Origin of the sequence: Geodermatophilus sp. CPCC 206100, from assembly GCF_048569675.1 — a bacterium.
In the GTDB taxonomy this organism is placed as follows: Bacteria; Actinomycetota; Actinomycetes; order Mycobacteriales; family Geodermatophilaceae; genus Geodermatophilus.
The window spans coordinates 1-25,005 of record NZ_JAQISV010000055.1 but is presented as its reverse complement, the minus strand read 5'-3'; the positions used below and the strand labels follow the sequence as shown (position 1 = coordinate 25,005).

The window sequence follows — 25,005 nt, the reverse complement described above, 5'->3', positions numbered from 1 at the left end:
CTCAGCCGGACCTCAGCCGGTCGAGCGGGGCTGGGCCGGGTTGGTCGGGTCGCCGTGCGACGGCGCGTTCACCGCCGGGCCGGAGGTCGCCTCGGAGACCCGGGAGCCGGCGGCGGCAGCGATCGGGTCGTCGGCGGCCGGCGCGGCCGGGTCGCCCCCGGAGGGCTGTGCGCCCTCGTGCAGCGAGCGGAGCCGGTTCTCCATGATCGTGACCACCTGGAGCCGGTTGGCGTGCGCCCGCTCGTACTCGAGCAGCGTCTCCAGCCCGGCGGCGTCCAGGGTGCGGATCCGCGAGGCGAGGCCGTGGACCGGCAGGTGGTCGTAGTCGGGCAGCGGCAGTTGGTCGTGCTCGGTCATGCAGCACCGCCTACCCGGGCCGGGTCGATCCAACCGGGTGTGAGGCCACGGCCGGTGGGTAGGCGGCGGAGGCGGGAGTGCCGGACCAGGGCCCCCCTGTTGGTCTCCGCCACCGAACGATCCGCCACCGAACGAGGAGTGGGTTCCACCCCATGGACGTGTCCTTCCTGGAGCCGGTCTTCAGCGCCTCCGGGCCCTACGCCACCGTCTGCGCCGACGTCACGCACGTCACCGAGACCGCCGACACGGAGGTGGAGCTGCGGGTCCGCGCCGTCGCCGAGCGGCTCACCGAGCAGGGTGCGCCGGAAGCGGTCGTCGAGGCGGTCCGCGGCCGGCTGCTCGAGGCCAACGCCGGCGGGGACGTCGCCACGCTCCGGGGCCGGGCGCTCGTCGTCGCCGCCGACGGCTCGGTGGTCCTCGACCAGCCGCTGCTGGACGCGCCCCGCCTCGAGGTCGCCGAGTACTCGCCGTACCCGGACCTCATGCCGGTCCTGCGCCAGCTGCCCGGCCGGGTGCCGCACATCGTGGTCCTGACCGACCGCGTCGGCGCGGACATCACCTACGTGGGGATGCCCGGCCAGGAGGGCGAGGAGAAGCAGGTCGAGGGCGACAGCTTCCAGATCCGCAAGGTCCAGGGCGGCGGCTGGGCGCATCACCGCTACCAGCACAACGCCGAGAACAAGTGGGTCCACAACGCCGACGAGGTCGCCTCGCACATCACGTCGATGGCGCGCCGGCTCTCGCCCCGCTTCGTCCTCATGGCGGGGGACATGCGGGCCCGGCAGATCCTCCTCGACCGCGCCAGCGACCTGTGGAAGGACCTCATCGTCTCGATGGACGAGGGCGGCCGGGCCGCCGGTGCCGACCGCGAGCCCGTCGAGCAGCGGGCCGCCGAGCTGGTCGCCGAGCACGACGCACACGCCGAGGCCGACGCGGTGGAGAAAATCTCCTCCGCCGGTGCGCACGGGCTGGCCGTCACCGGCACCGCCTCCGTCGTGGAGGCGCTGCGCAAGGGCCAGGTCGAGACGCTCGTGCTCGCCGACCAGCCGGACGAGGAGGAGCTGCTCGTCGGGGGCAGCCCGCTCGAGCTCGGCGTCGACCAGGCCGACATGGACGCCCTGGGCAGCCAGGAGGTGCACTCGGTGCCCGCCGACCGGGCGCTGGTGGCCGCTGCCGTGGCCAGCAGCGCCGGGGTCGCCGTGGTCCCGCGGTCGGCCATGCCGGGCGACATCCCCGTGGCGGCGATCCTTCGCTACACCGACGACTCGACGCCGTCGCCCCAGTGACCGCCGGAACCGACCCAGGAGCTCCCGTGACCGACCCGCACGCGCCCGCCACGTCCCCCGGTACCTCCGAGGGCGGCCTCGAACGCCGCTCCGCGATCGCCGAGGCGCTCGGCAAGGAGGTGTGGCCGGCCGACCGCGACACCCTCGTGGCCAAGGCGCAGGAGGGCAACGCCCCCGACCGGGTGCTGGCCGACCTGCGCCGGCTGCCGGCCGGGCAGGAGTTCGCCAACGTGCAGGAGGTCGCCGCCGCCCTCGGCATCGGGACCGAGCAGCAGCGCTTCTGACCCGACGCAGCTGTCCGGGGTCAGCCGGCCAGGGCCCCGGACAGCTGCGGCACGAGCTCGTCGACGACCGTCCGGGCCGAGACCACCGTGTTGTAGGCCATGGCGCCGCCGACGTCGTCGGCGTCGAGGGTGACGACGCGACCGGTCCGGACCACCTCCAGGGCCTGCAGGACCGGGTCGTTCGCGACGGCGTCCTCGAAGCCCTGCGGCTCGATGACCACCAGGACGTCGGCCTCGAGGACGTCGAGGCGCTCGCGGCTCACCTCCGCCGAGAAGGCGCCGTCGTCGAGCGCGGTCAGGCCCGGCGGCATCGCGAAGCCGAGCCGGGCCATGATCTGCTGCCGGCCGTCGGCCGACAGCCAGGCGGCATAGCCAGTGTCGGTGGGCCGGGCCACCGTCGCGGTGCGGCCGGCGAACTCGGGGTGCTCCTCGGCGGCGGCGGCGTAGAGCGCCTCGGTCTCCTCGACCAGGGCGGCGGCCTCGTCCTCGAGCCCGAGCGCGCGGCCGATGGCCATCGTGCTGTCCTCGAGCGGGACGCCGAAGTTCACCGTCCCCGGGGGCCGGGCCACCACGGGCGCCAGCTCGGACAGCTGGTCGAAGGTCGCCTGGTCGATGTTGGCCGAGACGGCCACGATCAGGTCGGGGGCCAGCGTGGCGATCTGCTCGGGGTCGTAGGCGACGACCCCGGTGTTGGGCAGCACCTGCGTCTCGCCCGTCCGCACGGCGTCGGCCACGAGGTCCTCCGCCCAGGGGCCGACGCCGAACTCGGAGTACTGGGGCAGCCACTGCTGGAGCGCGACCGGCATGACGCCGAGGGCGAGGACGGCGTCGGCGTCGGTCAGGCCGAGCACCACCACCCGCTCGGGTCGCTCGGCCACCTCCGTGGTGCCGAAGTCGGACTCCAGGCTCACGGGGAAGGCGTCCTCGGCGGCGGCCGGGGAGCCGGCGTCGGCCGGCGCGGAGCCGCCGTCGCCGCCGCAGGCGGTCAGCGCCAGGGCGAGGACGAGCCCGGTCGCGGCGAGCAGGCGGGCGGGGGGTCGGCGGGTCACGGGGCTCCCTCGGGTGCGGTGGGGACGGCGAAGGTGAGCAGGTGCAGGCCGACGTCGGTCGGCACGGCGGACACCGGGTGCAGGCCGGCCGCGCGGGCGAGCGCGGAGTACTCCTCGTGGGTCCGCTCGCGGCTGCCGAACAGGTTCAGCATCAGCAGGTCCATGGCCGGGTGCCCGGCTCCGGCATCGGCCAGCCGCTCGACCACGACCACCCGCGCCCCGGGGCCGGCCGCCTCCGCGACCCGGGCCAGCAGCGCATTGGCCTCCGGGTCGGGCCAGTCGTGCAGGACCTGGGCGAGCAGGTAGACGTCCCCGCCGCCGGGCAGCGGGTCGAAGAAGCTGCCGGGGCGCAGGTCGACCCGGTCGGCCACGCCGCAGCCGGCCAGGTGCCGGGCCGCCTGCTCCGTCGCCGCGGGCAGGTCGACGAGCACCCCCCGCAGGTGCGCGTGCCGGTCCAGCAGCGCCCCGAGGAGGACGCCGGAGCCGCCGCCCACGTCGACGACCAGCCGCGCGTCCTCCAGGGGGAGCAGGCCGGCGACCACCGGCACCCACTGGGCGGCCCAGTCGCCCAGGTGGGCCGCGAAGGAGGCGGTCAGCTCCGGATCGCCGCCGACGACCTCCCAGAATCCGCCCCCGGCGACGTCGGGGAAGCCCGCCCGTCCCGTGCGGACGGCGTCCGGGAGCGCCGCCCACGCCCGCTGCATCAGCCCCGGGGCGCCGTCCAGGGCCAGGTGCGCCCGCCAGCTCCCCGGCACGTCGGAGCGGAGGAGCTCGCCGACCGGTGTCAGCGCGATCCGGCCGTCCGGGTCGAGGGCCACCACGCCGGCGACGGCGAGCTGCCGCAGCAGCGCGCGCAGCGCCCGCGGATCGGCCCCGGCCGCGGCGGCCAGCTCGTCGACCCGCTCGTGCCCGGCGGCCACGTGGTCGGCCAGGCGCAGGGTCGCGGCGGTGCGCACGGCGTACGGGGTCAGCAGGTCGCCGAGCCGGGCCAGCTGCTGGGCGGGCTCGGTCACCGCGGGGCGGCTGTCGGAGTGGCGTCGGTGCGGGACATGCTGGCGACTCCAGGTAGAGGAGAGGTTGTGCAGTCACAACTAAGGTCAGGCGAACCTAACAGACCGCCGGTGGACGTGTGGCCGGACGAGCGGACCATCGGCGAGCGGCTGCTGGTCGTGGGCGGCCGCCTGCGGGCGCTGTTCACCGCCGCCGCGGCCGACGTCGGGCTGACCTTCCAGGAGGCCCGGGCGCTGCGACTGCTCGCGCTCCCGGTGGCCCCTCGGCGCCTGGCGGAGCTGCTGGAGTGCGACCCGCCGCGGGTCGCCGTCCTGCTCCGGACCCTCGAGGGTCGTGGGTTCGTGGAGCGCCGCACCTCGCGCGCCGACCGCCGGGTGCGCGAGGTGGTCGTGACCCCCGCCGGGCAGGACGCCGTCCGGCACGTGCTGCGGCGGCTGGCCGACGAGTCGCCGGTCATGACCGCGCTCTCCGCCGGCGAGCGCGGGACGCTGGCCGCGCTGCTCGACCGGCTGCTCGCGTCTGGCGGGACGCCGCCCGGGTAGGGAGGCAGACATGACCACGAACAAGGAACCCAGCCCGGAGGCGCTGGCCAACGTCACCGAGGACAACGTGCGCACGCGCGCCCAACTGCTGCCGGAGGAGGAGGAGCTGCAGGGCAGCGGCATGGAGGAGGTGGCCGCGGAGGTGATCCTCGCCGAGTCCGAGGAGCGGACGGTCAACACCGACCCCGATGACGCGCAGGGCGGCCACCGGCAGTCGGCCGAGACCGCGGACCTGCCCTGAGCGTCCACGAGCACCGGGTCCAGCTGCGCTGGTCGGACCCGGACTCCCTCGGCCACGTCAACCACGCCCGCGCGCTCGGCCTGGTCGAGGACGCCCGGCTGGCGATGGCCGCGGGGGAACGCGGCGTCATCCTGGCCCGGCTCGAGGTCGACTACCTGCGGCAGCTGTACTACCGGGTGGGGGAGCGGGTGTGCGTGCGCTCCTGGGTCACCCGCCTGGGCACGAAGTCGGCCACGCTGCGCCAGGAGCTGTTGCAGGACGACGAGGTGGCGCTGCGCGCGGACGTCGTCATGGTGGCGTTCGACTTCGCGACCGACCGCAGCCGGGCGTGGGACGACGGCGAGCGCGCGCACTGGTCGTCCTTCGTCGTCGCCGCCGCCGGGACCTGAGCCGGTGGCGTTCTTCGGCGGCTTCCGCGAGACCACCGCGGACGGGGCGGACGGCGTCCGGCTGCGGGTGCGCACGGGCGGCGCCGGTCCGCCGGTCGTGCTGCTGCACGGCCACCCGCGGACGCACACCACCTGGCACCGGGTCGCCCCGCTGCTGGCCGCCGCCGGGCACACCGTCGTCTGCCCGGACCTGCGCGGCTACGGCCGGTCGACCGCGCCCCCGCCGTCGCCCGGCCACGGACAGGCGGCGAAGCGGGCGATGGCCCGCGACGTCGTCGCGCTGATGACGGGCCTCGGCCACGAGCGGTTCGCCGTCGTCGGGCACGACCGGGCCCGGAGGACCACGCGGACTTCCGGCGCGCGATCGCCGACCCCGGCACCGTCCGCGCCGGTCGCGGCGCTGGTCCCGTTCCTGACCACCTGAACGGGTGATCGCCGCAGGTGGGAGCGGCGCGCCGGGCGGGTAGGGGAGGGTCATGCCCAAGACGACGAAGAGCGGAACGGCGAAGCAGAGCGAGCTGCCCAGCACCCTGCAGCGGTCGCCGAAGAAGGCGCAGCGCACCTTCGCCAAGGCCTACGACTCGGCGATGGACTCCTACGACGACGAGCAGCGGGCCAACCAGACCGCCTGGTCGGCGGTCAAGCACAGCTTCGAGAAGGTCGGCGACCGCTGGGCGCGCAAGGAGGGCGGCAAGAAGGGGCCCTCGGACGCGCGGGCGGCCGGCGGTCGCGACACCGACCGGCCGACCAGGGGCGGCGTCGACGCCAACGCCTCCAAGGGCCACCTGCTCAAGCTGGCCAAGAAGCTCGACGTCTCCGGCCGGTCGTCGATGAAGAAGAAGCAGCTGGTCAGCGCCATCCAGAAGGCGAACGACAGGAAGACGCGCAAGGCGCGCGCGAAGTGACGGTCAGCAGCCGGGGATGAGCAGCAGCTCCGTCTGCCGGTCGCCGAGGTACCGGACGCCGTCGTCGGTGAGGGCGATGCCCTCCTCGAGCGCCATCCGCACCGGTTGACCGCCCCACTCGGGCACCGGCATCCGCACGCACAGCTCCAGCGCGTAGACGGTGTCCGCGTGCAGGACGCGCTCGCCCGCGCCGGGCACGCCCCGCTGGTCGTCCCAGCGGCCGATCGCCGGGCCGGCGCCGTGGCCGTGGAAGCCGACGGGGTGGGAGTACACGTCGCCGTCGATGCCCTCGGCCGCCGCGGCACCCCGGACGGCGGCCAGGACCTCGTTGCCCGTGCGGCCGATCCGCAGCTCCGCCGTGGTGAGGTCCTGGAGGCGGTGGCCGAGGGCCAGCGCGGTGCGCAGCCCGGCCGGTGCGTCGTCCTCCCCGGCGCGCAGCACGTACGCGTTGCGCTGGCTGTCGGTCTTCAGGCCCAGGCTCGACGCCCCGACGTCGCAGTGCACCAGGTCGCCGGGCAGCACGGGGCAGTCGTACGGGACGGCGGGCAGCAGCGCGCCGCGCTCCTCGACCGGGGCCACCCCCGCGCGCTGCACGTCGACGACCGGGTGGAACCACGGTTCGACCCCGAGGTCGGCCAGGCGCTGCCGGATCCACCAGGAGACGTCGGCCGCGGTGGTCTCGCCGGCGGTCAGGACGGCGGGGGAGAACGCCTCCTCGACCACCTCGCGCACCATCAGGTTCAGCCCGTGCAGCGCGGCGATCTCCTCGGGCAGCCGGGCCTCCAGCCAGCCGACGGCCAGCTCCTCGGCCGGCACCAGGCGCTCCGCCCACGGCCCGAGCGCCTCGGTGAGCTGACGGTGCTCGGTGTGCGAGAGGCCGTCGGCCAGGGCGAAGTCGGCCGACACGTCGATCCCGATGCACCGCGGGCCGGCCTGCTCGACGAACCGCCGCACCTCGGCCCACTGCGACTCGTCGGCCGGCAGGTCGCCGCCGTCCTCGGGGGACCAGGCGGGCAGGAACTGCCCGACCGGGTACCGCGAGACCGCGGCCGCCGTGACGCCGTCGTCGCTGCGGTGCAGCACCAGGATCGTGCGCCGCCGGGCCGACAGCCAGGTCGCCGGCAAGAGGGTGGCGAGCACGGGGTCCTCGTTGTACTCGCGGCCGACCACGATCCACAGGTCGATGCCGGCGCGGTCCATGAGGCCGGGCAGCAGGTCGAGCAGCCGCTGGGTGAGCCACCGGTCGCGGACGTCGGCCTGCTCGCGCAACGGCAACGGCACCGTGCGGGTCGGGTCCGGCGCGACGAGGGACACGGGGACAGGGAACCAGAGAACCGGCGTCCCCACCGGTCGAGCCGGCCCCTCCGCCGGGTCCCGCCGCGGGCGGGGGCGGCGGGTCCTCTCTCAGGCCCGGTGCGGAGCCGCGGCCCCCTCGTGGGGGCGGTTGTCGTGCAGCCGCACGCTGCGCTGGCGGGGCAGGGCGGCCGCCACCCGGTCCCGCCCGGCCTGCTTGGCCTCGTACATGGCGCCGTCGGCCTGGTCGATCAGCCGCCACATGGCCGAACCGGCGTCCTCGCCGTCCACCGGGCGGGCCAGGGCGATGCCGATGGAGGCGGTCACCGCGTGGCCGGTGTCGGTGCGGCTGGCCGACACCGCCGAGCGCAGCCGCTCGGCCAGCCGGCCGGCCTCGACGGAGTCGCTCACCACGCCCAGGACGATGAGCTCCTCGCCGCCGACGCGGGCCAGCACGTCGGTGGGGCGGACGGTGGCCGCCAGGGACGTCGCCACCGCGCGCAGGACGGCGTCCCCGGCGGCGTGCCCGTGGGCGTCGTTGAGCTGCTTGAAGTGGTCGAGGTCGAGCACCATCGCGGCGACCCGTGAACCGTCGCGGCGGGCGTGGCGCCACACCCGCGGTGCCTGCTCGACCAGGTGGCGCCGGTTGGACAGCCCGGTGAGCGGGTCCTGGTGCGACAGTGCCTCGCTGGCCTCCAGGAGCCGCTGCACCCGGCGCCGGAGGACGAAGACGCCGAGGGAGGCCAGGTTGAGCACGCCGGCGCTGATCGCGACCTGCAGGCCGACCAGCAGCGCGCCGTCGTAGGTGTGGGCCAGGGCGAGGGTGCAGGCCACCACCGTGGCGACCATGGTGGCGCCCAGCATCCAGGTGCGCAGGAACCAGGCGGCGACGAAGGACGGGAACAGCAGCATCAGCGGGGTCGCCTGCACCGGTTCGGAGATGCTGAGGACGACGATCACGTAGACGACCTCGCCCAGCAGGACCAGCCCGAAGGTCTCCCAGCGGCTGACCCGCTGCCGGACGGCCATCCCCACCGCGGCTCCCAGGCAGGCGACCATCGCGGCGGTGTAGCCGATGCGGGTGGCCCCCTGGTGGAGGGTGCCGTCGATGAAGAGGTTCGCCATGCCGATGAGGCCGGCGAGGAACGTGAGTGCGGCCAGGGTCAGCGTCGCGATGCGGCGCTCGGCACCCCGGCTGACGACGGCGTCGTCCCGCCGCGTCAGTGTGTCGGTGTCCTTGCGTCGCCACCCGGTCACGGAAGAAGCATGCACCACCGAGGACTCTCGTCGGTAGCCCTGCGGCCGCGCGGCGAGACGGGCGCGTCTCGCCGGGGCGGTGCGCATGGACGCACGTCCCCCGGCGGTGCCAGGGTGGCCGCCATGTCGCACCCCGAGCCCGGCCTGGTCGACGTCCGGGCCCTGGCCGACAACCCGCTCACGACGGCGGGGGCGGCCGCGCTGCGCATGGTCGCGCCCGGCGCGGTCACCGGCGGCCGGTTCGGCCTGGTCGAGTACCGGCTCGACCCGCACAGCCCCGGCGCCGCGCCGCACTACCACCAGACGTTCTCCGAGTCGTTCTACGTGCTGTCGGGGCGGCTCACCCTGTTCGCCGACGGGAGGTGGCAGCCCGCCGACCCCGGCGACTTCGCCCTCGCCCACGAGCGCGGCGTGCACGGCTTCCGCAACGACGGCGACGAGCCGGCGTCCTTCCTCATCCTCTTCACCCCCGGCATCGCCCGCGAGGAGTTCTTCGCCGAGATGGCCGAGCTGCGGCGCACCGGCCGGCAGCCCACGCCGGAGGAGATGACCGCCTTCTACGCACGCCACGACCAGGTGATGGTCGATCCCTGACCGGTGGACGCGGGCGGTGGCAGGGTGGGGGTCGGGATCCCCCCGGAGCGAGGAGGGCGCACATGGCGCAGGGACCGTGGTTCTACTGCCTCAAGCACCACACCGTCGAGGACCGGGACGGGTGCGCCGAGCGGCACCGCCTCGGCCCGTACGCGACCCGCGAGGAGGCCGAGCACGCCCTCCAGTCGGTCGCCGACCGCGAGGAGAAGCTGACCGCCGAGGACCGGGACTGGCAGGGGGACTGAAGGAGGGCCATCAACTCCCCGCCCGCTCGGCGCTGGCCCCGGCAGGGTGGCTGTTCCCGTCGGTCACCAGGGCATGATCGGCGCCGGGACGCCGGGTGGTCCGGCGCACGGGAGGTGGACAGGTGACTGACGGGCGCTCGGTGGAGGACCTGGTCGTCGGGGTGCTCGGTGGCACCGGCCCCCAGGGGCGCGGCCTCGCCGTCCGGCTGGCCGCCGCGGGGCAGCGGGTGCTCCTCGGCTCCCGGGACGCGGAGCGCTGCGCCGACGTCGCCGCCGAGGTGGCCGCCCGGGCGACCGCGGCCGCCGGGCACGCGGAGGTGTCGGTGCAGGGCGGGTCGAACGTGGACGTCGCCGGCGCGGCCGACCTGGTCATCGTCGCCGTCCCCTTCGCCGGGCACGCCGACACGCTGGCCGAACTGGCCACCCCGCTGGCGGGCAAGGTCGTGGTCGACTGCGTCGTCCCCATGGCCTTCGACGAGCTGGGTGCCTACGTGCTCGACGTCCCCGAGGGGTCGGTGGCCCAGCAGGCCGCCGCGCTGCTGCCCGACTCGCACGTGGTCGGCGCCTTCCACCACCTGTCGGCGGTCCTCCTCGAGGACCTCTCCCGCCCGACGCTGGACGGCGACGTGATGGTCGTCGGTGACGTCCGCGAGGCGACCGACACGGTGCAGGCGCTGGCCGGCCGGCTGCCCGGCATGCGGGGCGTCTACGCCGGCCGGCTGCGCAACGCCCGCCAGGTGGAGGCGCTGACCATCAACCTCGTGTCGGTCAACCGCCGGTACAAGGCGCACGCCGGCATCCGCATCACCGACGTCTGACCCGGCCGAGGGTCGCACGGCCTCAGCCGTGCCGGGCGCCGGCCAGCTCCACCAGATGGGGCACCAGCTCGGCCGGGCACGGCATCGCGGCGATCTCGGCCGCCACCTCCCGCGCCGCCGCGCTCAGCGACGGGTCGGCCACCAGCCGCTCCAGCACCGGCCCGGTGAGCTCGCCGAGGTCCGCGGCGAGGCCGGCGCCCCGCTCGGCGACCAGTTCGGCGTTGACCCGGCGGTCACCGGCTCCGCGGACGGCGACCTGCGGGACCCCGGCGGCCAGGGCGGTCAACAGGGTGCCGGCGCCGCCGTGGTGCACGATGCCGGCCGCGGCCGGCAGCACCGTGGGGAACGGCAGCCAGTCCGTCGTCCGCACGTTCGGCGGCAGCTTCCGGCGGGCGACCCGGCGGTCCGGCCGCACGAGGACGACGTCGAGCCGGGTGGCCGCCGCGGCGGCCGTGGCGGCGGTGGTCATCAGACGGTCGGGGCGGGGATCGGCGACGGTGCTGCGGCTGACCAGCACCCGCGGCCGGTCGCCGGGGCGGGCCAGGGCCGGGTCGTACGGGCGGTCCGGGGTGGCCGGCACGAAGCGCATCGGCCGCCCCGAGCGCCGCCCGACCAGGCTGGGCGGCGTCGTGCCGAGCACCTCCGCCGGGTCGGGCAAGGAGCCGGTGCCCCGGGCGGGGACGTAGGTCCGGGCGGTGGCGGCGAGGAGCTCGTCGGCCGGGAACAGGTTGCCCTCGACGAGCACCAGCGGGACCCCGAGCCGCGCGGCGGCCTCGGCGCCGGCCGGGGCGAGGGGTTCGACCACCACGAGGTCCGGGCCGAGGCGGTCGGCGAGGGCGGCCACCCCGTCGGCCATCCGCAGCCCGACGGTGCCGAACATCAGCCCGACCATCCGGACGTCGCTCGTGCCGGCGGCCGCGCCCCGGGCCAGCAGCGGGTGCCGGGCGGCGAGCCGGAGGAAGAGCGGGAGCGTGCGGAGGCCGGGTGCGACGTCGGCCGTCGCCAGCGACGGGGGCACGGCGGCGAGCGCGTCCCCGGCCGTGGCCACGACGACCTCGTGCCCCGCCTCGTGCAGCGCCTGCGCGAGGGGCACCACCGGCAGCACGTGCCCGGTCAGCGGTGAGGCGACCACCAGCACCCGCACCGCTCCAGGCTGGCCGCCGCCGTGGGCCGGCACAAGCCCCGCCCGGCCCGGGCCGCATCGCCGGGGTTCCTCGTGCGTCGCCGGTCCTGCAGCACCGGCGACGCACGAGGAACCCCGGCAGTCGGGCAGCGGTCAGTCGAAGGAGTGCTCGGGCCCGGGGAACCGGCCGGCGTGCACGTCGTCGGCGTACTCGCGGGCGGCCCGCAGCAGCTCGGCGCGCAGGTCGGCGTACTTCTTGACGAACCGCGGGACCCGCCCGCCGGTCATCCCGGCCATGTCCGGCCACACCAGCACCTGCGCGTCGCAGTCGACGCCGGCGCCGATGCCGACCGTCGGGATGCGCAGGTCCTTGGTCACCTGCGCGGCGATCTCGGCCGGCACCATCTCCAGGACGACGGCGAACGCGCCGGCCTCCTCGACCGCGTGCGCGTCGGCCAGCAGCTGCTCGGCGCCCGCGCCGCGGCCCTGCACCCGGAAGCCGCCGAGGGTGTTCTCGCTCTGCGGCGTGAACCCGACGTGGGCCATGACCGGGATGCCGTTCTCGGTCAGCAGCCGGATCTGCGGGGCCACCCGCACGCCGCCCTCGAGCTTGACCGCCTGCGCGCCGCCCTCCTTCATCATGCGAACCGAGGTCTCCAGCGCCTGCTGCGGGCCGGACTCGTAGCTGCCGAAGGGCAGGTCGGCCACGATCAGCGGGCGCCGGGTCGAGCGGGTCACCGCCTTCGTCAGCAGCAGGATGTCCTCGACGGTCACCGGGACGGTCGAGGAGTACCCCAGGACGACGTTGCCCGCGGAGTCACCGACGAGGAGCACCGGGATGCCGGCCTCCTCGAAGACCGCGGCGCTCAGGGTGTCGTAGGCGGTGAGCATCGCCCACTTCTCGCCCCGCTCCTTGGCCTGGCGCAGCTGGTGCACCCGCACCCGGGCGGTCGAGGTCCCGCCGTAGAGCACCGGTTCGCTCATGAGTGGGCCGCTCCTTCGCGGACGCTGGGCAGGGACTCCCGCCAGCGGTTGGTGATCGGCAGACGCCGATCCCGGCCGAACGCCTTCAGGCTGATCTTCGTTCCCGGTGCCGACTGCCGACGCTTGAACTCCGCGGCGTCCACGAGCCGGAGCACCCGCGCGACGACCTCGGGGTCGTGCCCGCGCTCCAGCAGGTCCGCCATCCCGAGGTCGCGGTCGACGTAGTCGCCGACCACCGCGTCCAGCTCCTCGTAGGAGGGCAGCGAGTCGCTGTCCACCTGCCCCGGGGCGAGCTCGGCCGACGGCGGCTTGTCGATCGAGTTCTGCGGGATCGGCTCGGTCTCCCCGCGGCCGCGGGCGGAGGCGTTGCGCCAGCGGGCCAGCTCCCAGACCAGCGTCTTGGGCACGTCCTTGATCGGGGCGAACCCGCCGGCCGAGTCGCCGTAGAGGGTGGAGTAGCCGACCGCGACCTCGCTCTTGTTGCCCGTGGTCAACAGCAGGTGCCCGAACTGGTTGGACAACCCCATGAGCAGGGTGCCGCGCACGCGGGCCTGCAGGTTCTCCGCCGCGACTCCGCTGAGCTGCACCGAGCCGTGGTAGGCGTCCACCATCGGCGCGATCGGCACGACGGAGTAGTGCAGGCCGGTCCGCTCGGCGAGGTCCTGGGCGTCGGCCAGCGAGTGCTCGCTGGAGTACGTCGACGGCAGCCCGACGCCGTACACGCGGTCGGGTCCCAGCGCGTCGACGGCGAGGGCGGCGCAGACGGCCGAGTCGATGCCGCCGGACAGGCCCAGGACGACCGAGGGCATGCCGTTCTTGTCGATGAAGTCCCGCAGGCCCAGGACCAGCGCCCGCCAGACCTCCTCGCAGTCCTCCAGCGGCTCGGCGATCGACGGCGGCCGGGTGTCGAACGGCGGCGCCGGCTCCTCGGACAGGACGTGCCGGGTCACGGTCATCGGCCCGATCCGGCCCTCCCGGCGCTCGGACACCGACGACGGGTCGATGGTGAGGTCGGCGGTGAGCAGGTGCTCGACGAACTGCGGCGCCCGGCCGAGCAGCTCGCCGTCCGGCGCGACGGCCATCGAGTCGCCGTCGAAGACCAGCTCGTCCTGGCCACCCACCTGGTTGCAGTAGACGACCGTGGCCCGGGCCTCGGCGGCGCGCCGGCGGACCAGCGGCAGCCGCAGGTCGTCCTTGGCCCGCTCGTAGGGCGAGGCGTTGGGGGAGACGACGAGGTCCACCCCGGCCTGCCCGGCCACGCCGCACGGGCCGCCCTCGACCCAGAGGTCCTCGCAGACGGTCAGCGCGACGTCGACTCCGTGCAGCCGAACGACCGGCAGGTCGGTGCCCGGCACGAAGTAGCGGGCCTCGTCGAAGACCCCGTAGTTGGGCAGGTGCCGCTTGTAGTAGCGGACGACGACCTCGCCGCCGTAGAGGAGCGCGGCCGCGTTGCGCGGAGCGCCGTGCCGCGGGTTGGCGTCGCCCGGGCGGTCGTCGGCGGGCATCGACTCGGTCGGGGCGGGACCGGTGCCCTCGGTGTGGGCCAGGTAGCCCACGACGACGGCGGTGCCGCCCAGGCCCTGGTCGGCGAGGGAGGCGGCGAGGTCGACGAGTGCGTGCTCGCTGGCCCGGGCGAACGACTCCCGGAGCACGAGGTCCTCGGGCGGGTACCCGGTCAGCGTCATCTCCGGGAAGACGACGAGGTGGGCGGCGGCCTCGGCGGCCTTCGCCGTCCAGCGGGTCACCAGGTCGGCGTTGCCGGGGATGTCGCCGACGCGGGTGTCGACCTGGGCGAGGGCCACCCGGAGCTGTACCGGCGCGGATGCGGTCACGCCGTCCATCCTCGCCGTCCGGCGGCCGCCCCGGCCACGCGGGGCCGGGCGAGGGCGGCGCCGGTGGTCCTGGGGGTACGGGGGACAGCCGACTCCGCCCGCGGCGTCAGCGTGCCGACCAGCCGCCGTCGGAGGCGATCACCTGCCCGGTCACCCAGCCGGCCTCGTCGCTGACCAGGCGGCCCGGCCGTCGAGCGGCCGCCTCACCGGTCCAGCAGGGCGGCCAGTTGGTCGGCGTGGTCGCGCTGGTGCGCGGGGAGGAAGTCCAGGAGGTCGGCGAGGGTGAGCGGCCCGTCGATCTCGTGGACCCCGGCGCGGGACAGGTCCGCGGGGTCCAGGCCCGCGACGCTGTCGTACAACGCCGCCTGGGCCGCGCGCAGCTGCTCGGCCAGCTGCACCGGCGGAACGGCGCGGTAGCCGGCGACGCGTGCGGGCTCGTCGGGGACGAAGTCGGCCAGCAGCGGCTGCGGCTCGGTGCGCAGGCGGTAGATGCGCTCGGTGAACACCAGGGCGCTGTCGCGCAGGTGACCGGCGACCTCGCACGGGGTCCACGCCAGCTCCGACGCGTACGCGGGGAAGTGGCCGAGCGCGACCAGGCGGGCGCGCTCGCCGGCGGACAGGCGGGCGGACCAGCCCCCGCCGGCCACCGCACGGGCCACGAGCCGGTCGACGCGCGCCTGCTGGCGCGCCAGGGTGTCGGCGGCGGCGACCCGGTCCCGTACGGCAGTCATGGCGAGGAGCCTGGCGGATCCGGGGAGGGGTGACCAGGGCCGGTGTCCCCCGGCCGGGGTGTGGTCCTCGTCTCACTCGCCCCGCAGGATGCTGCCCTCCAGGGATCGCACCAGCTCCACGATCGGCGCCGGGGCGGTCCGCGGGGAACCGGCGGCGAACGGCGGCTGCGGGTCGTACTCCAGGCCCAGCTGGATGGCCCGGGCGGTGTCCTCCCCGGCGATCAGGCCGGCAAGCAGCAGGCCCATGTCGAGGCCGGCCGAGACGCCGGCCGCGGTCACGTACTTGCCGTCGACGACGACGCGTTCGGCGACGTGCTCGACGCCCCAGTCGGCGAGCTGGCCGGTCGCCAGCCAGTGAGTGGTCGCCCGGCGCCCGGTGAGCAGGCCGGCCGCGGCCAGCAGGAGTGCGCCGGTGCAGACCGACGTCGTCCAGGTGCTGCCGGCGTCCGCGGCGCGCAGCCACTCGTGCAGCGGCCCGTCGGCCATGTGCCGGGTCTGCCCCCACCCGCCCGGGACCAGCACGACGTCCGGCGCCGGGACCTCGGCGAGGGTGGCGTCGGCGGTGAGGGCGAGGCTGCCGACGTCGGTGCGCACCGGGCCGCGGCGCTCGCCGACGAACACGGTGGTCGCGCCGGGCACCCTGCTCAGCGCCTCGTAGGGCCCGACGACGTCGAGCGCGGTGAGGTGGTCGAACAGCAGGACGGCGATCTGCACGGCAACTCCTCGGGTCGGTGCTGTTCCCGCGACCGTAGGGAGGTCTCCGGCCCCCGGACCACCGGCTTCCGCCGCCGCGACGGCGGCGCGCAGCGCTGGGCAGAGTGCTGGCGGCGCCACCTCGCCGAGCACGGCGGGGACCTCTTTCGCGAACGGAATTGAGTCCTAGAATCTCCGGCATGACGGGCGACCGCAGTGCGCAGGTGGCCGCGGTCGCGGCGCTGGCCGAGCCGACCCGGCGACGGCTCTACGACCACGTCGTCCGGCAGGCCGCCCCGGTGAGCCGGGACGACGCGGCCGGCGCCCTGGGCGTCCCGCGCCCGACGACCGCCTTCCACCTGGACCGGCTCGTGGCCGACGGGCTGCTCGAGGTGCACTTCGAGCGGCGGACCGGGCGCAGCGGCCCCGGCGCGGGCCGCCCGGCCAAGCTGTACCGGCGGGCCGGCTGCGCGGTCGAGGTCTCCTTCCCCGAGCGGCGCTACGACCTCGCCGGCGACCTGCTGGCCGGGGCCCTCGAGCAGGCGGAGGACACCGGCGCGTCACCGCGGTCGGTGCTGGGCGCGCGCGCCCGCGCCCGGGGGCGCGAGCTCGGCGCCGCGGCGCGCGAGGGGGCCGCGCCGCGGGAGGCGGTGGTGGCGGCACTGGAGGGCGCCGGCTTCGAGCCGCGGGCCGAGGACGGCGTCGCGCTGGCCAACTGCCCCTTCCACGCGCTGGTCACCGCCCACACCGAGCTGGTCTGCGGCATGAACCTGCACCTGCTGGAGGGGGTCCTCGAGGCCGTGCCCGACACCGGGTGGGTGGCCCGCCTGGCGCCCGCCGCGGGCCGGTGCTGCGTCCGCCTCGAGCCGGCGGAGGCGCCGTAGCCCCGGGGTGTTGACACGGGTGTAGCCCGGGTCTCTACTTCTAACCATTGCTGGTTTTAGAAGGGGGCATCCGACATGACGGTCCACCTCACCCGGTCCCGGCCCACCGCGGCCACCCCGGCCGGCGCGGAGCCGCAGCGGTGACCGCCCCGGAGGCCGTGACCCCCCGGCCGGCGCCCGCGCACCTGCGCGTCGTCCGCCGGCCCGAGGCCGTCGACCTGCCCGCCGCGCAGGACGCCGTCGCGGCCCTGCTCCGGGCCCTGGGCCGAGACCCGGCCACCCCGCACCTCGCCGACACCCCACGGCGGGTGGCCGAGTCCTTCGCCGAGCTGCTCACCTGCCCACCGTTCGACCTGACCACCTTCCCCAACGAGGGCTACGACGAGCTGGTCATCGCCAAGGACATCCCCGTCCGGTCCCTGTGCGAGCACCACCTCCTGCCGTTCTCCGGGGTGGCCCACATCGGCTACCTGCCCGCCGGGCGGATCCTCGGGCTGTCGAAGCTCGCGCGGGTGCTCGAGCTGTTCGCCCGCGAGCTGCAGGTGCAGGAACGGCTGACCCAGCAGGTCGCCGACTGGCTGCAGGAGCACCTGGCCCCCCGCGGGATCGGCGTGGTCGTCGAGGCCGAGCACCTGTGCATGTCCCTGCGGGGCGTCCGGGCGCCCGGCTCCCGCACCGTCACCTCGGCGCTGCACGGCGTCCTCCGGGACGACGCGCGCTCCCGCGCCGAGTTCTTCGCCCTGACCGGCACCACCGCCTGAACCCGGAGGCCACCATGCCCGCTGCGGACCCGTTCGTGATCGTCGGCGCCGGACTGGCCGGCGCCAAGGCCGCCGAGGCCCTCCGCGCCGAGGGCTTCGACGGGCCGGTCGTCCTCGTCGGTGACGAGCCCGAGCTGCCCTACGAGCGGCCGCCGCTGTCGAAGGGCTACCTGCTCGGCACCGTCGAGCGGGAGGAGGCCCGCGTCCACGACGAGGGCTGGTACGCCGAGCACGACGTCGACCTGCGCACCGGCGTCCGGGCCACCGGGCTCGACCCGGCCGGGCACCGGGTGGAGCTCGCGACGGGGGAGTCCGTGCGCTACGGCAGCCTGCTCCTCGCCACCGGCTCCGCGCCGCGCCGGCTGCCGGTGCCGGGCGCCGACCTCGACGGGGTCCGGTACCTGCGCACCCTCGCCGATGCCGACCGGCTGCGGGCCGACCTCACCGGGGGCGGACGGCGGGTCGTGGTGGTCGGAGCCGGCTGGATCGGCATGGAGGCGGCGGCCGCGGCACGGACGCTGGGCAACGAGGTCACCGTCGTCGAGCCCCAGCCTGCTCCGCTGCTGGGGGTCCTGGGCCGGGAGCTCGGCGGGGTCTTCGCCCAGCTGCACCGCGACCACGGCGTGGACCTGTTCACCTCCACCACCGTGCGCGAGCTCCGGGGGACCGGTGGACGGGTGAGCGCGGTGGCTACCGACCGGCACGCCGGGCTGCCGGCCGACCTGGTCGTGGTCGGCGTCGGCGTGACGCCCAACGCGGAGCTGGCCGCCACCGCCGGCCTCGAGGTGCAGAACGGGGTCGTGACCGACGCGACGCTCCGGACGTCCGCGCCCGGCGTCTGCGCGGCGGGCGACGTGGCCGCCGCCTTCTCCCCGCTCTTCGGCCGGCACCTGCGGGTGGAGCACTGGGCCAACGCCCTGCACGGCGGGCCCGCCGCCGCCCGGGCCATGCTCGGGCAGGAGGTGCTGCACGACCGGGTGCCCTACTTCTTCACCGACCAGTACGACTGGGGCATGGAGTACTCCGGGGTCGCCTCCCCGGACGACACCGTGGTCTGCCGGGGGGACGTCGAGGGCGGCGCCTTCCTGGCGTTCTGGCTCTCCGGCGGGCGGGTGACCGCCGGGATGAACGTCAACGTCTGGGACGTCACCGAGCCGGTCCAGGCGCTGATCCGGTCCCGCCGGCCGGTGGACCCCGCCCGGCTGGCCGACGCCGACGTGCCGCTGGAGGAGCTGGTCGGGACGGGGTGACACGACACGGCACGACTCGCGCCCGGCCCTCGTGTGCCCGGCGGCCCGAGAGGGCAGGCTGGGCACGACGTCACACCCCGGAAACGACTGGACGCGATCATGCCGAGCATGGACCGACAGCAGGAGTTCGTCCTGCGCACCCTGGAAGAGCGCGACATCCGCTTCGTGCGGCTGTGGTTCACCGACGTCTCCGGGTACCTCAAGGCGGTGGCCGTCGCGCCGGCCGAGATCGAGGCGGCGTTCGCCGAGGGGATCGGCTTCGACGGGTCGGCGATCGAGGGGTTCGCCCGCGTCTACGAGTCCGACATGCTGGCCAAGCCCGACCCGGGCACCTTCCAGGTGATGCCGGCCGCCAAGGGCGAGCCCAGTGACACCGCGCGGATGTTCTGCGACCTCACGCTGCCCGACGGCTCGCCGTCCTGGGCCGACCCCCGGCACGTGCTGCGCCGGACGCTGTCGAAGGCCGCCGACATGGGCTTCACCTTCTACACCCACCCCGAGGTCGAGTTCTTCCTGCTCGAGGACCTCCCCACCGACGGCAGCCCCCCGCGGCCGGCCGACAACGGCGGGTACTTCGACCTGTCGACGCACAACGTGGCGCACGACTTCCGGCGCGAGGCGGTCTTCGCGCTGGAGGCCATGGGCATCTCCGTGGAGTTCAGCCACCACGAGGTCGCCCCCGGACAGCAGGAGATCGACCTGCGCTACGCCGACGCCCTGTCGATGGCCGACAACATCATGACGCTGCGGCACGTCGTCCGTGAGGTGGCGTTGGCCCAGGGCGTGCACGCCACCTTCATGCCCAAGCCCTTCACCGATCTCGCCGGCTCGGCGATGCACACCCACCTGTCGCTGTTCGAGGGCGACCGGAACGCCTTCCACGACCCGGCCGACCCGATGAAGCTGTCGACCACCGGGAAGCAGTTCATCGCCGGCCTGCTCACCCACGCCAAGGAGTACACCGCCGTCACCAACCAGACGGTGAACTCCTACCGGCGGCTGCTGGCCGGCACCGAGGCGCCGACCGCCGCCACCTGGGGCCGCGCCAACCGCTCGGCGCTGGTGCGGTTGCCCTCGTACAAGCCCAGCAAGGCCCAGTCGGCGCGGGTGGAGGTGCGCTCGCCGGACTCCGCGTGCAACCCCTACCTGACCTTCGCCATCCTGCTGGCGGCCGGGCTGCGCGGCATCGAGAAGGGCTACGAGCTGCCGCCGGAGGCCGAGGACGACGTCTGGTCGCTCACCGACACCGAGCGGCGGGCCGCCGGGTACGAGGACCTCCCGGTGTCCCTCGGCGAGGCGCTCAGCGCGATGCAGGGCAGCGAGCTGGTCGCCGAGACCCTGGGTGAGCACGTGTTCCAGTTCTTCCTGCGCAACAAGTGGGCGGAGTTCGGGGCCTACCGGCAGCACGTGACCCCGTGGGAGCTGTCCCGCTACCTCCCCGGTCTGTAGCCCGCCCTGCGTCCGTCGGTTTCCGCGGAAACCGACGGTGGTGGGGGGCCGGGCCGCGGCCCAACTACGCTCGACGGGTGGCCCGCCTGCTCGTCGTCGTCCCGCACGAGACCGATCCGCCGGCCCGCCTGGGGGCGTGGCTGGCGCAGGCCGGGCTGGACCTCGACGAGCGGCACCTCGGCACCGGGGACGACCTCCCGCAGACGCTCGAGGGCTGCGACGGGCTGCTGGTCCTCGGCGGCCCGCAGTCCGCGCTGGACGACGAGCGCACCAGCCCGGAGCTGGTCGGGGTGCGCCGGCTCCTGGCCGAGGCGCTGCGCGACGACGTCCCCACGCTGGCGGTCTGCCTGGGCGCCCAGCTGCTCGCCGATGTCGGCGGCGGCCGGGTGCGGGAGGGGATCGACGGCCCGGAGGTCGGGGCGCTGCTGGTCGCGAAGCGCGACGCCGCGGACCGCGACCCCCTGTTCCGCCCGCTGCCCCTCGCGCCCGATGTGATCCAGTTCCACCACGACGAGATCTCGGAGCTGCCGACCGGCGCCACCCTGCTGGCGAGCAGCCCGATGTACGCGCACCAGGCCTTCCGCGTCGGGCAGCACGTCTACGGCCTGCAGTTCCACATCGAGACGACGCCGGAGATCGTCGAGGAGTGGGCCGAGCGGGACACCGTCGGTGTGGCCGCCAGCCCGTTCGACCGGGAGACCATCAGCGCCCGCGCGGCCGCGGTGCACCCCGACCTCGAGGAGGTCTGGGCGCCGTTCGCCGGCCGCTTCGCCGACCTGGTGCGCAGCCGCGCCCGCACGGCGGCCTGACCCCGTGACCGCGGGCGACGCCACGGAGGTCCCGCGCCGGGCGGTGGTCCGGCTGGTGCGGTTCGGGTTCCTGGACGGCGAACGGGCCGCGCGGCTGCTCGCCGATCCGGCCATGGGCCTGTGGGACCTCGAGCGCAACGAGCCCGCCGACCCCGAGGCCGGTCCCGTGGTGTCCGCGCTGGCCCGCACCGGCGACCCCGACCTCGCGGTGCGCTCGCTGCGCCGGCTGGTGGAGTCCCTCGACCGGGACGACCCCTCCGGCGGGTCGGCCGCGGCGCTCCTGGCCCGGCTGCGCGGCTCGGCGCCGCTGCGGGCCCGGCTGCTGGCCGTCCTCGGCGCCAGCTCCGGCCTGGCCGACCACCTGGCCGCCCACCCCGGCGACTGGACCGCCCTCGACTCCGACGGCCGCGGCTTCGCCCGGCCCGCCGCGCACGCGCTGGAGCGGCAGCTGCTCGTCGCCGTCGGCGCCGACCCCGACGACCCGCCGTGGGGCGTCCGCCTGGGCAAGGCCGCGCCCGACGCCGGCTCGCAGCGGGTGGCGGCCCTGCGGCAGGCCTACCGGCGGGCGATCCTCTCCCTCGCCGGGCGGGACCTCGGGGAGAGCCTCGCCGCGGAGGACGTCGCCGCGGAGCTGGCCGACATCGCCGCCGGGGTCCTCACCGCCGGGCTGGCGCTGGCCGTCGCCGAGCAGCCGGCCGACGCCGCGGCCTGCCGCCTGGCGGTCATCGCGCTGGGCAAGACCGGCGGGCGCGAGCTCAACTACGTGAGCGACGTCGACGTCGTCTTCGTGGCCGAGCCGGTCGACCCCAGCGAGGCGGAGGCACCGGCGGTCAGGAGCGCCACCCGGGTGGCCGCGGCGCTCATGCGGATCTGCCGCGAGGCCGCGTGGGAGGTCGACGCGGCGCTGCGCCCCGAGGGGAAGGCCGGCGCGCTGGTGCGCACCCTCGCTGGGCACGCCGCCTACTACCGGCAGTGGGCGAGCACCTGGGAGTTCCAGGCGCTGCTCAAGATGCGTCCGGTCGCGGGCGACCCCGACCTCGGCCGCAGCTACGTCGAGGAGCTGTGGCCGCTGGTCTGGCAGGCGGGGGACCGCCCCGGCTTCGTCGCCGAGGTGCAGGCGATGCGCCGGCGGGTGGTGGACAACATCCCCGCGGCCCAGGCCGAGCGCGAGCTCAAGCTGGGCCGCGGTGGCCTGCGCGACGTCGAGTTCGCCGTCCAGCTGCTGCAGCTGGTGCACGGGCGGGTCGACCCCTCGCTGCGGGTCGGCGGCACGGTGCCGGCCCTCATGGCGCTGTCGGCCGGGGGCTACATCGGGCGCGACGACGCCGCGACCCTCATCGCCTCCTACCGCTTCCTGCGCACGGTCGAGCACCGGCTGCAGCTGCTGCGGTTGCGCCGCACCCACCTGCTGCCCACCGACGAGCAGCAGCTGCGCTGGCTGGCCCGCTCGCTGGGCTACAAGCCCGACGCCCGCGGGGACGCCGCCGACGTCCTGGACGCCGAGCTCTCCCTGCACACGCGTGAGGTGCGCCGGCTGCACGAGAAGCTCTTCTACCGCCCGCTGTTGTCGGCGGTGGCGAAGGTGCCGGCCGCGGCCGCCCAGCTGAGGTCCAAGGCCGCCGCCGACTGGCTGCGCGCCCTCGGCTTCGCCGACCCCGACGGCGCGCTGCGGCACATGGGCGCGCTCACCGGTGGGCTCTCCCGGTCGGCGTCGATGCAGAAGTACCTGCTGCCGGTGGTGCTGCAGACCCTCGCCGACTGCGCCGACCCCGACGCCGGCCTGCTGGCCTACCGCAAGGTCAGCGAGGCGCTGGGCGGCAACCAGTGGTACCTGCGGCTGCTGCGCGACGAGGGCCAGGTCGCCGAGCGGCTGGCCCAGCTGCTGGGGTCGAGCCAGTACGTCGCCGCGCTGCTCACCCGCACGCCGGAGGCGCTGCGGATCCTCGCCGACGACGCCGAGCTGGCACCGCGCAGCGCCGCCACGCTGGCCCGCGCGTGGCGGCAGGCCGCCGCGCGGGCGGCCGATCCGCAGGACGGGGTCCGGGTGCTGCGCGGGCTGCGCCGCAGCGAGCTGCTCCGCGTCGCCGCGGCCGACCTGCTCGGGATGCTCGACGTCGAGCAGGTCGGGCAGGCGCTCACCGACATCGCCGTGGCCACGCTGCAGGTCGGGCTGGACGCCGCGACCCGGGCGCACGCGGCGGAGGCCGGCTTGGACCCGGCCGACCTCCCCACCGACCTCGCGGTCATCGGGATGGGCCGTCTCGGCGGCGGCGAGATGGGGTACGCCTCGGACGCCGACGTGCTGTTCGTGCACCGTCCCCGCCCGGGCGCGGACGAGTCCCGGGCCACGGCCACCGCCAACGCCGTCGCGCACACGCTGCGCCGGCTGCTCGGCGAGCCGGCACCCGACCCGGCGTTCGAGGTGGACGCCGACCTGCGCCCGGAGGGCCGGCAGGGCGCGCTGGTCCGCAGCCTGGACGCCTACCGCTCGTACTACGAGCGGTGGGTGTCGGTGTGGGAGGTGCAGGCGCTGCTGCGCGCCGTCCCGGTCGCCGGGGACGAGGAGCTGGGCCGCGCGTTCGTGCAGCTGATCGACCCGATCCGGTACCCCGACGGCGGGATCGGCGCCGAGCAGGTCGCCGAGATCCGCCGGATCAAGGCGCGGGTGGAGCGGGAGCGGCTGCCGCGCGGCGCCGACCCCGCGACCCACACCAAGCTGGGCCGAGGCGGGCTGGCCGACGTCGAGTGGACCGTCCAGCTGCTGCAGCTGCAGCACGCCGCCGAGCTGCCCGCGCTGCGGGTGCCCTCGACGACCGGGGCGCTGGCCGCGCTGCGCGCCGCGGACCTGCTCGACGCCGACCAGGCCGGGGCGCTGCAGATGGCCTGGGAGCTGGCCACCCGCGCGCGCAACGCGGTGTTCCTCGTCCGCGGTCGGCCCAGCGACCAGCTGCCCCGCCCGGGCACCGAGCTGGCCGGGGTGGCCCGGGCCAGCGGCTACGGCCGCGACACCGATCCCGGACGGTTCCTCGACGACTACGGCCGGACCACCCGCCACGCCCGGTCGGTCGTGGAGCAGCTCTTCTACGGGCAGCCCGCGACGGGCTGAGCGGGGGCCGGCCCTGGCGTGTCGCCCGGCGGCCGGAGGAGCCTGGTCGCGGTCCGCACCGCGGTCGGGCGGGTACCGGCGCGGGGGCGCGGTTGCGGGTGGGCGGGAGGAGCCCCGTTGTCCGCCACCCTGTCCCGGTCCCTGTTCGCGGAGTTCCTCGGGACCGCGCTGCTGGTCTTCGTCGCCGTCGGCTCGGCCGTCGCCGGGATCGACGCCATGGGTCCCACAGGCGTCGCACTGGCCTTCGGGCTGGTGCTGCTCGCCCTGGCCTACGCCATCGGCCCCGTCTCCGGCTGCCACATCAACCCGGCGGTCACCCTCGGCGTCCTGCTCTCCCGCGGGATGACGCTGCAGGATGCCGTCGGCTACTGGGTCGCCCAGTTCGCCGGCGGCATCGTCGGTGCCGCCCTGCTGCAGTTGCTGACCAGCGACTTCGGTGGGATGACCGACCAGACCGGGGCGCTCGGCAGCAACGACTTCGGTACCACGATCAGCGGCGGCGGTGCCTTCGTGCTCGAGGTGCTGCTCACTTTCGCCTTCGTGTTCGTCATCCTGCTGGTGACCGGCACAGCGGCCGCGCCGGGCTTCGCCGGGCTGGCGATCGGGCTGGCCCTGACCGCCGTCCACCTGGTCGGCATCCCGCTCACCGGCACCTCGGTGAACCCGGCCCGCTCGCTGGGCCCGGCGCTGTTCGCGGGGGGCGGCCCGCTGGCCCACGTGTGGCTGTTCATCGTCGCCCCGCTGGTGGGCGCGGCGCTGGCCGTCCTCGTCGCCCGGGTGATCAGCGTGCCGCTGGCACCGGACGCGGCCGAGCCGGCCGGCGCCGCCGCGGTGGACCGGACCGGGGTGGACCGGACCGGGGTGGAGGTGCCGCCGGAGACGCCCGCGCCCCGGGCGGCCGGCGCGGGGGAGCGGGCCGAGCCCGGGCGCCGCGGCTGACGCCGCCCCCTGGCCCCCGATGGGGGGACCGGGGTGTGACGGCGGTCCGGGCGGGGCAGGGGGACGGCGTGTCGCGACCCCTCCCCGCCCGGACCGGCCCGCCGGACGACGACGCTGCGCGCCCGGGCGCGGGCGCCGGCGCGACGATCACCCCGTACCGGGACGGGCCGTTG

The 25,005-nt window shown here is 75.8% G+C and carries 27 protein-coding genes; 17 read left to right on the top strand and 10 right to left on the bottom strand.

What is annotated here, in order from left to right:
* Positions 1-12: 12 nt before the first annotated feature.
* Entirely contained in the window at positions 13-357 is a 345-nt protein-coding gene (locus tag PGN05_RS22090) for a hypothetical protein (protein ID WP_419754726.1), read from the bottom strand.
* A gap of 152 nt (positions 358-509) precedes the next feature.
* On the opposite strand from PGN05_RS22090, the gene PGN05_RS22085 reads away from it, so the two are divergent.
* Together PGN05_RS22085 and PGN05_RS22080 are read left to right on the top strand one after the other, a co-directional pair.
* Positions 510-1,643 carry a Vms1/Ankzf1 family peptidyl-tRNA hydrolase gene (locus PGN05_RS22085; RefSeq protein ID WP_419754725.1) on the top strand — a complete coding sequence of 378 codons (1,134 nt, stop codon included), beginning with the start codon at positions 510-512 and terminating at the stop codon, positions 1,641-1,643.
* Positions 1,644-1,669: 26 nt separating this feature from the next.
* The gene (locus PGN05_RS22080; RefSeq protein WP_419754724.1) at positions 1,670-1,927 is read left to right on the top strand and encodes a DUF2795 domain-containing protein; all 258 of its coding nucleotides are present in this window, start codon (positions 1,670-1,672) and stop codon (positions 1,925-1,927) included.
* A 20-nt stretch (positions 1,928-1,947) separates the two neighbouring features.
* Here PGN05_RS22080 and PGN05_RS22075 read toward each other — a convergent pair whose 3' ends face one another.
* Together PGN05_RS22075 and PGN05_RS22070 are read right to left on the bottom strand one after the other, a co-directional pair.
* Positions 1,948-2,976 carry an ABC transporter substrate-binding protein gene (locus PGN05_RS22075; RefSeq protein ID WP_419754723.1) on the bottom strand — a complete coding sequence of 343 codons (1,029 nt, stop codon included), beginning with the start codon at positions 2,974-2,976 and terminating at the stop codon, positions 1,948-1,950.
* Positions 2,973-3,989: a methyltransferase gene (locus PGN05_RS22070; RefSeq protein ID WP_419754722.1), complete on the bottom strand. Its 1,017-nt coding sequence runs from the start codon at positions 3,987-3,989 to the stop codon at positions 2,973-2,975. The genes PGN05_RS22075 and PGN05_RS22070 overlap by 4 nt, the downstream gene beginning before the upstream one ends.
* A 108-nt stretch (positions 3,990-4,097) precedes the next feature.
* Here PGN05_RS22070 and PGN05_RS22065 point away from each other — a divergent pair, with 108 nt between their 5' ends.
* The 5 genes from PGN05_RS22065 to PGN05_RS22045 are packed head-to-tail and all read left to right on the top strand — an operon-like array spanning position 4,098 to position 6,064.
* On the top strand, positions 4,098-4,529 hold the full coding sequence (locus PGN05_RS22065) for a MarR family winged helix-turn-helix transcriptional regulator (protein WP_419754721.1): 432 nt from the start codon (positions 4,098-4,100) through the stop codon (positions 4,527-4,529).
* A gap of 10 nt (positions 4,530-4,539) precedes the next feature.
* Positions 4,540-4,770: a hypothetical protein gene (locus tag PGN05_RS22060; protein WP_419754720.1), complete on the top strand. Its 231-nt coding sequence runs from the start codon at positions 4,540-4,542 to the stop codon at positions 4,768-4,770.
* The gene (locus PGN05_RS22055) at positions 4,767-5,159 is read left to right on the top strand and encodes an acyl-CoA thioesterase (protein WP_419754746.1); all 393 of its coding nucleotides are present in this window, start codon (positions 4,767-4,769) and stop codon (positions 5,157-5,159) included. The genes PGN05_RS22060 and PGN05_RS22055 overlap by 4 nt, the downstream gene beginning before the upstream one ends.
* Positions 5,160-5,163: 4 nt before the next feature.
* Entirely contained in the window at positions 5,164-5,583 is a 420-nt protein-coding gene (locus PGN05_RS22050) for an alpha/beta fold hydrolase (protein WP_419754719.1), read from the top strand.
* 52 nt (positions 5,584-5,635) lie between these two features.
* Positions 5,636-6,064: a ChaB family protein gene (locus tag PGN05_RS22045; protein WP_419754718.1), complete on the top strand. Its 429-nt coding sequence runs from the start codon at positions 5,636-5,638 to the stop codon at positions 6,062-6,064.
* A gap of 3 nt (positions 6,065-6,067) precedes the next feature.
* Here PGN05_RS22045 and PGN05_RS22040 read toward each other — a convergent pair whose 3' ends face one another.
* Both PGN05_RS22040 and PGN05_RS22035 read right to left on the bottom strand, forming a co-directional pair.
* Entirely contained in the window at positions 6,068-7,378 is a 1,311-nt protein-coding gene (locus PGN05_RS22040) for a M24 family metallopeptidase (protein ID WP_419754717.1), read from the bottom strand.
* Positions 7,379-7,468: 90 nt separating this feature from the next.
* On the bottom strand, positions 7,469-8,614 hold the full coding sequence (locus PGN05_RS22035; RefSeq protein ID WP_419754716.1) for a diguanylate cyclase: 1,146 nt from the start codon (positions 8,612-8,614) through the stop codon (positions 7,469-7,471).
* Between the two features lie 123 nt (positions 8,615-8,737).
* Between PGN05_RS22035 and PGN05_RS22030 the strand changes: the two genes are divergently transcribed.
* From PGN05_RS22030 to npdG, 3 genes are all read left to right on the top strand, one after another.
* The gene (locus tag PGN05_RS22030) at positions 8,738-9,208 is read left to right on the top strand and encodes a cupin domain-containing protein (RefSeq protein WP_419754715.1); all 471 of its coding nucleotides are present in this window, start codon (positions 8,738-8,740) and stop codon (positions 9,206-9,208) included.
* 62 nt (positions 9,209-9,270) lie between these two features.
* Positions 9,271-9,453: a hypothetical protein gene (locus PGN05_RS22025; protein WP_419754714.1), complete on the top strand. Its 183-nt coding sequence runs from the start codon at positions 9,271-9,273 to the stop codon at positions 9,451-9,453.
* 122 nt (positions 9,454-9,575) lie between these two features.
* Positions 9,576-10,271 (top strand): NADPH-dependent F420 reductase, encoded by a 696-nt coding sequence (npdG, locus tag PGN05_RS22020; protein WP_419754713.1) that lies wholly within the window; start codon positions 9,576-9,578, stop codon positions 10,269-10,271.
* Positions 10,272-10,293: 22 nt separating this feature from the next.
* Here the strand turns inward: npdG and PGN05_RS22015 are convergent, their stop codons facing one another.
* The 5 genes from PGN05_RS22015 to PGN05_RS21995 all read right to left on the bottom strand — a co-directional run bounded on the left by PGN05_RS22015 (position 10,294) and on the right by PGN05_RS21995 (position 15,655).
* Complete coding sequence (locus tag PGN05_RS22015) at positions 10,294-11,415, bottom strand: glycosyltransferase (protein ID WP_419754712.1); 1,122 nt, start codon at positions 11,413-11,415, stop codon at positions 10,294-10,296.
* A 132-nt stretch (positions 11,416-11,547) separates the two neighbouring features.
* The gene (gene panB, locus PGN05_RS22010) at positions 11,548-12,378 is read right to left on the bottom strand and encodes a 3-methyl-2-oxobutanoate hydroxymethyltransferase (protein ID WP_419754711.1); all 831 of its coding nucleotides are present in this window, start codon (positions 12,376-12,378) and stop codon (positions 11,548-11,550) included.
* Positions 12,375-14,210: an NAD+ synthase gene (locus PGN05_RS22005; RefSeq protein WP_419754710.1), complete on the bottom strand. Its 1,836-nt coding sequence runs from the start codon at positions 14,208-14,210 to the stop codon at positions 12,375-12,377. The genes panB and PGN05_RS22005 overlap by 4 nt, the downstream gene beginning before the upstream one ends.
* 203 nt (positions 14,211-14,413) lie before the next feature.
* Entirely contained in the window at positions 14,414-14,941 is a 528-nt protein-coding gene (locus tag PGN05_RS22000; RefSeq protein ID WP_419754709.1) for a DinB family protein, read from the bottom strand.
* Positions 14,942-15,013: 72 nt separating this feature from the next.
* Complete coding sequence (locus PGN05_RS21995) at positions 15,014-15,655, bottom strand: DJ-1/PfpI family protein (RefSeq protein WP_419754708.1); 642 nt, start codon at positions 15,653-15,655, stop codon at positions 15,014-15,016.
* A 179-nt stretch (positions 15,656-15,834) separates the two neighbouring features.
* Here PGN05_RS21995 and PGN05_RS21990 point away from each other — a divergent pair, with 179 nt between their 5' ends.
* The 7 genes from PGN05_RS21990 (at position 15,835) to PGN05_RS21960 (ending at position 24,832) form a co-directional block, all read left to right on the top strand.
* The gene (locus PGN05_RS21990) at positions 15,835-16,518 is read left to right on the top strand and encodes a helix-turn-helix transcriptional regulator (RefSeq protein WP_419754707.1); all 684 of its coding nucleotides are present in this window, start codon (positions 15,835-15,837) and stop codon (positions 16,516-16,518) included.
* Between the two features lie 185 nt (positions 16,519-16,703).
* Positions 16,704-17,279, top strand: a complete 576-nt coding sequence (gene folE / locus PGN05_RS21985; RefSeq protein ID WP_419754745.1) for a GTP cyclohydrolase I FolE — start codon at positions 16,704-16,706, stop codon at positions 17,277-17,279.
* A gap of 14 nt (positions 17,280-17,293) precedes the next feature.
* The gene (locus PGN05_RS21980; protein WP_419754706.1) at positions 17,294-18,529 is read left to right on the top strand and encodes an NAD(P)/FAD-dependent oxidoreductase; all 1,236 of its coding nucleotides are present in this window, start codon (positions 17,294-17,296) and stop codon (positions 18,527-18,529) included.
* 108 nt (positions 18,530-18,637) lie between these two features.
* Positions 18,638-19,978, top strand: a complete 1,341-nt coding sequence (locus PGN05_RS21975) for a glutamine synthetase family protein (RefSeq protein WP_419754705.1) — start codon at positions 18,638-18,640, stop codon at positions 19,976-19,978.
* Positions 19,979-20,055: 77 nt separating this feature from the next.
* Positions 20,056-20,787 (top strand): type 1 glutamine amidotransferase, encoded by a 732-nt coding sequence (locus PGN05_RS21970; protein ID WP_419754704.1) that lies wholly within the window; start codon positions 20,056-20,058, stop codon positions 20,785-20,787.
* A gap of 4 nt (positions 20,788-20,791) precedes the next feature.
* Entirely contained in the window at positions 20,792-23,893 is a 3,102-nt protein-coding gene (locus PGN05_RS21965) for a bifunctional [glutamine synthetase] adenylyltransferase/[glutamine synthetase]-adenylyl-L-tyrosine phosphorylase (RefSeq protein WP_419754703.1), read from the top strand.
* A 117-nt stretch (positions 23,894-24,010) separates the two neighbouring features.
* On the top strand, positions 24,011-24,832 hold the full coding sequence (locus PGN05_RS21960; RefSeq protein ID WP_419754702.1) for an MIP/aquaporin family protein: 822 nt from the start codon (positions 24,011-24,013) through the stop codon (positions 24,830-24,832).
* Positions 24,833-25,005 lie beyond the last annotated feature (173 nt).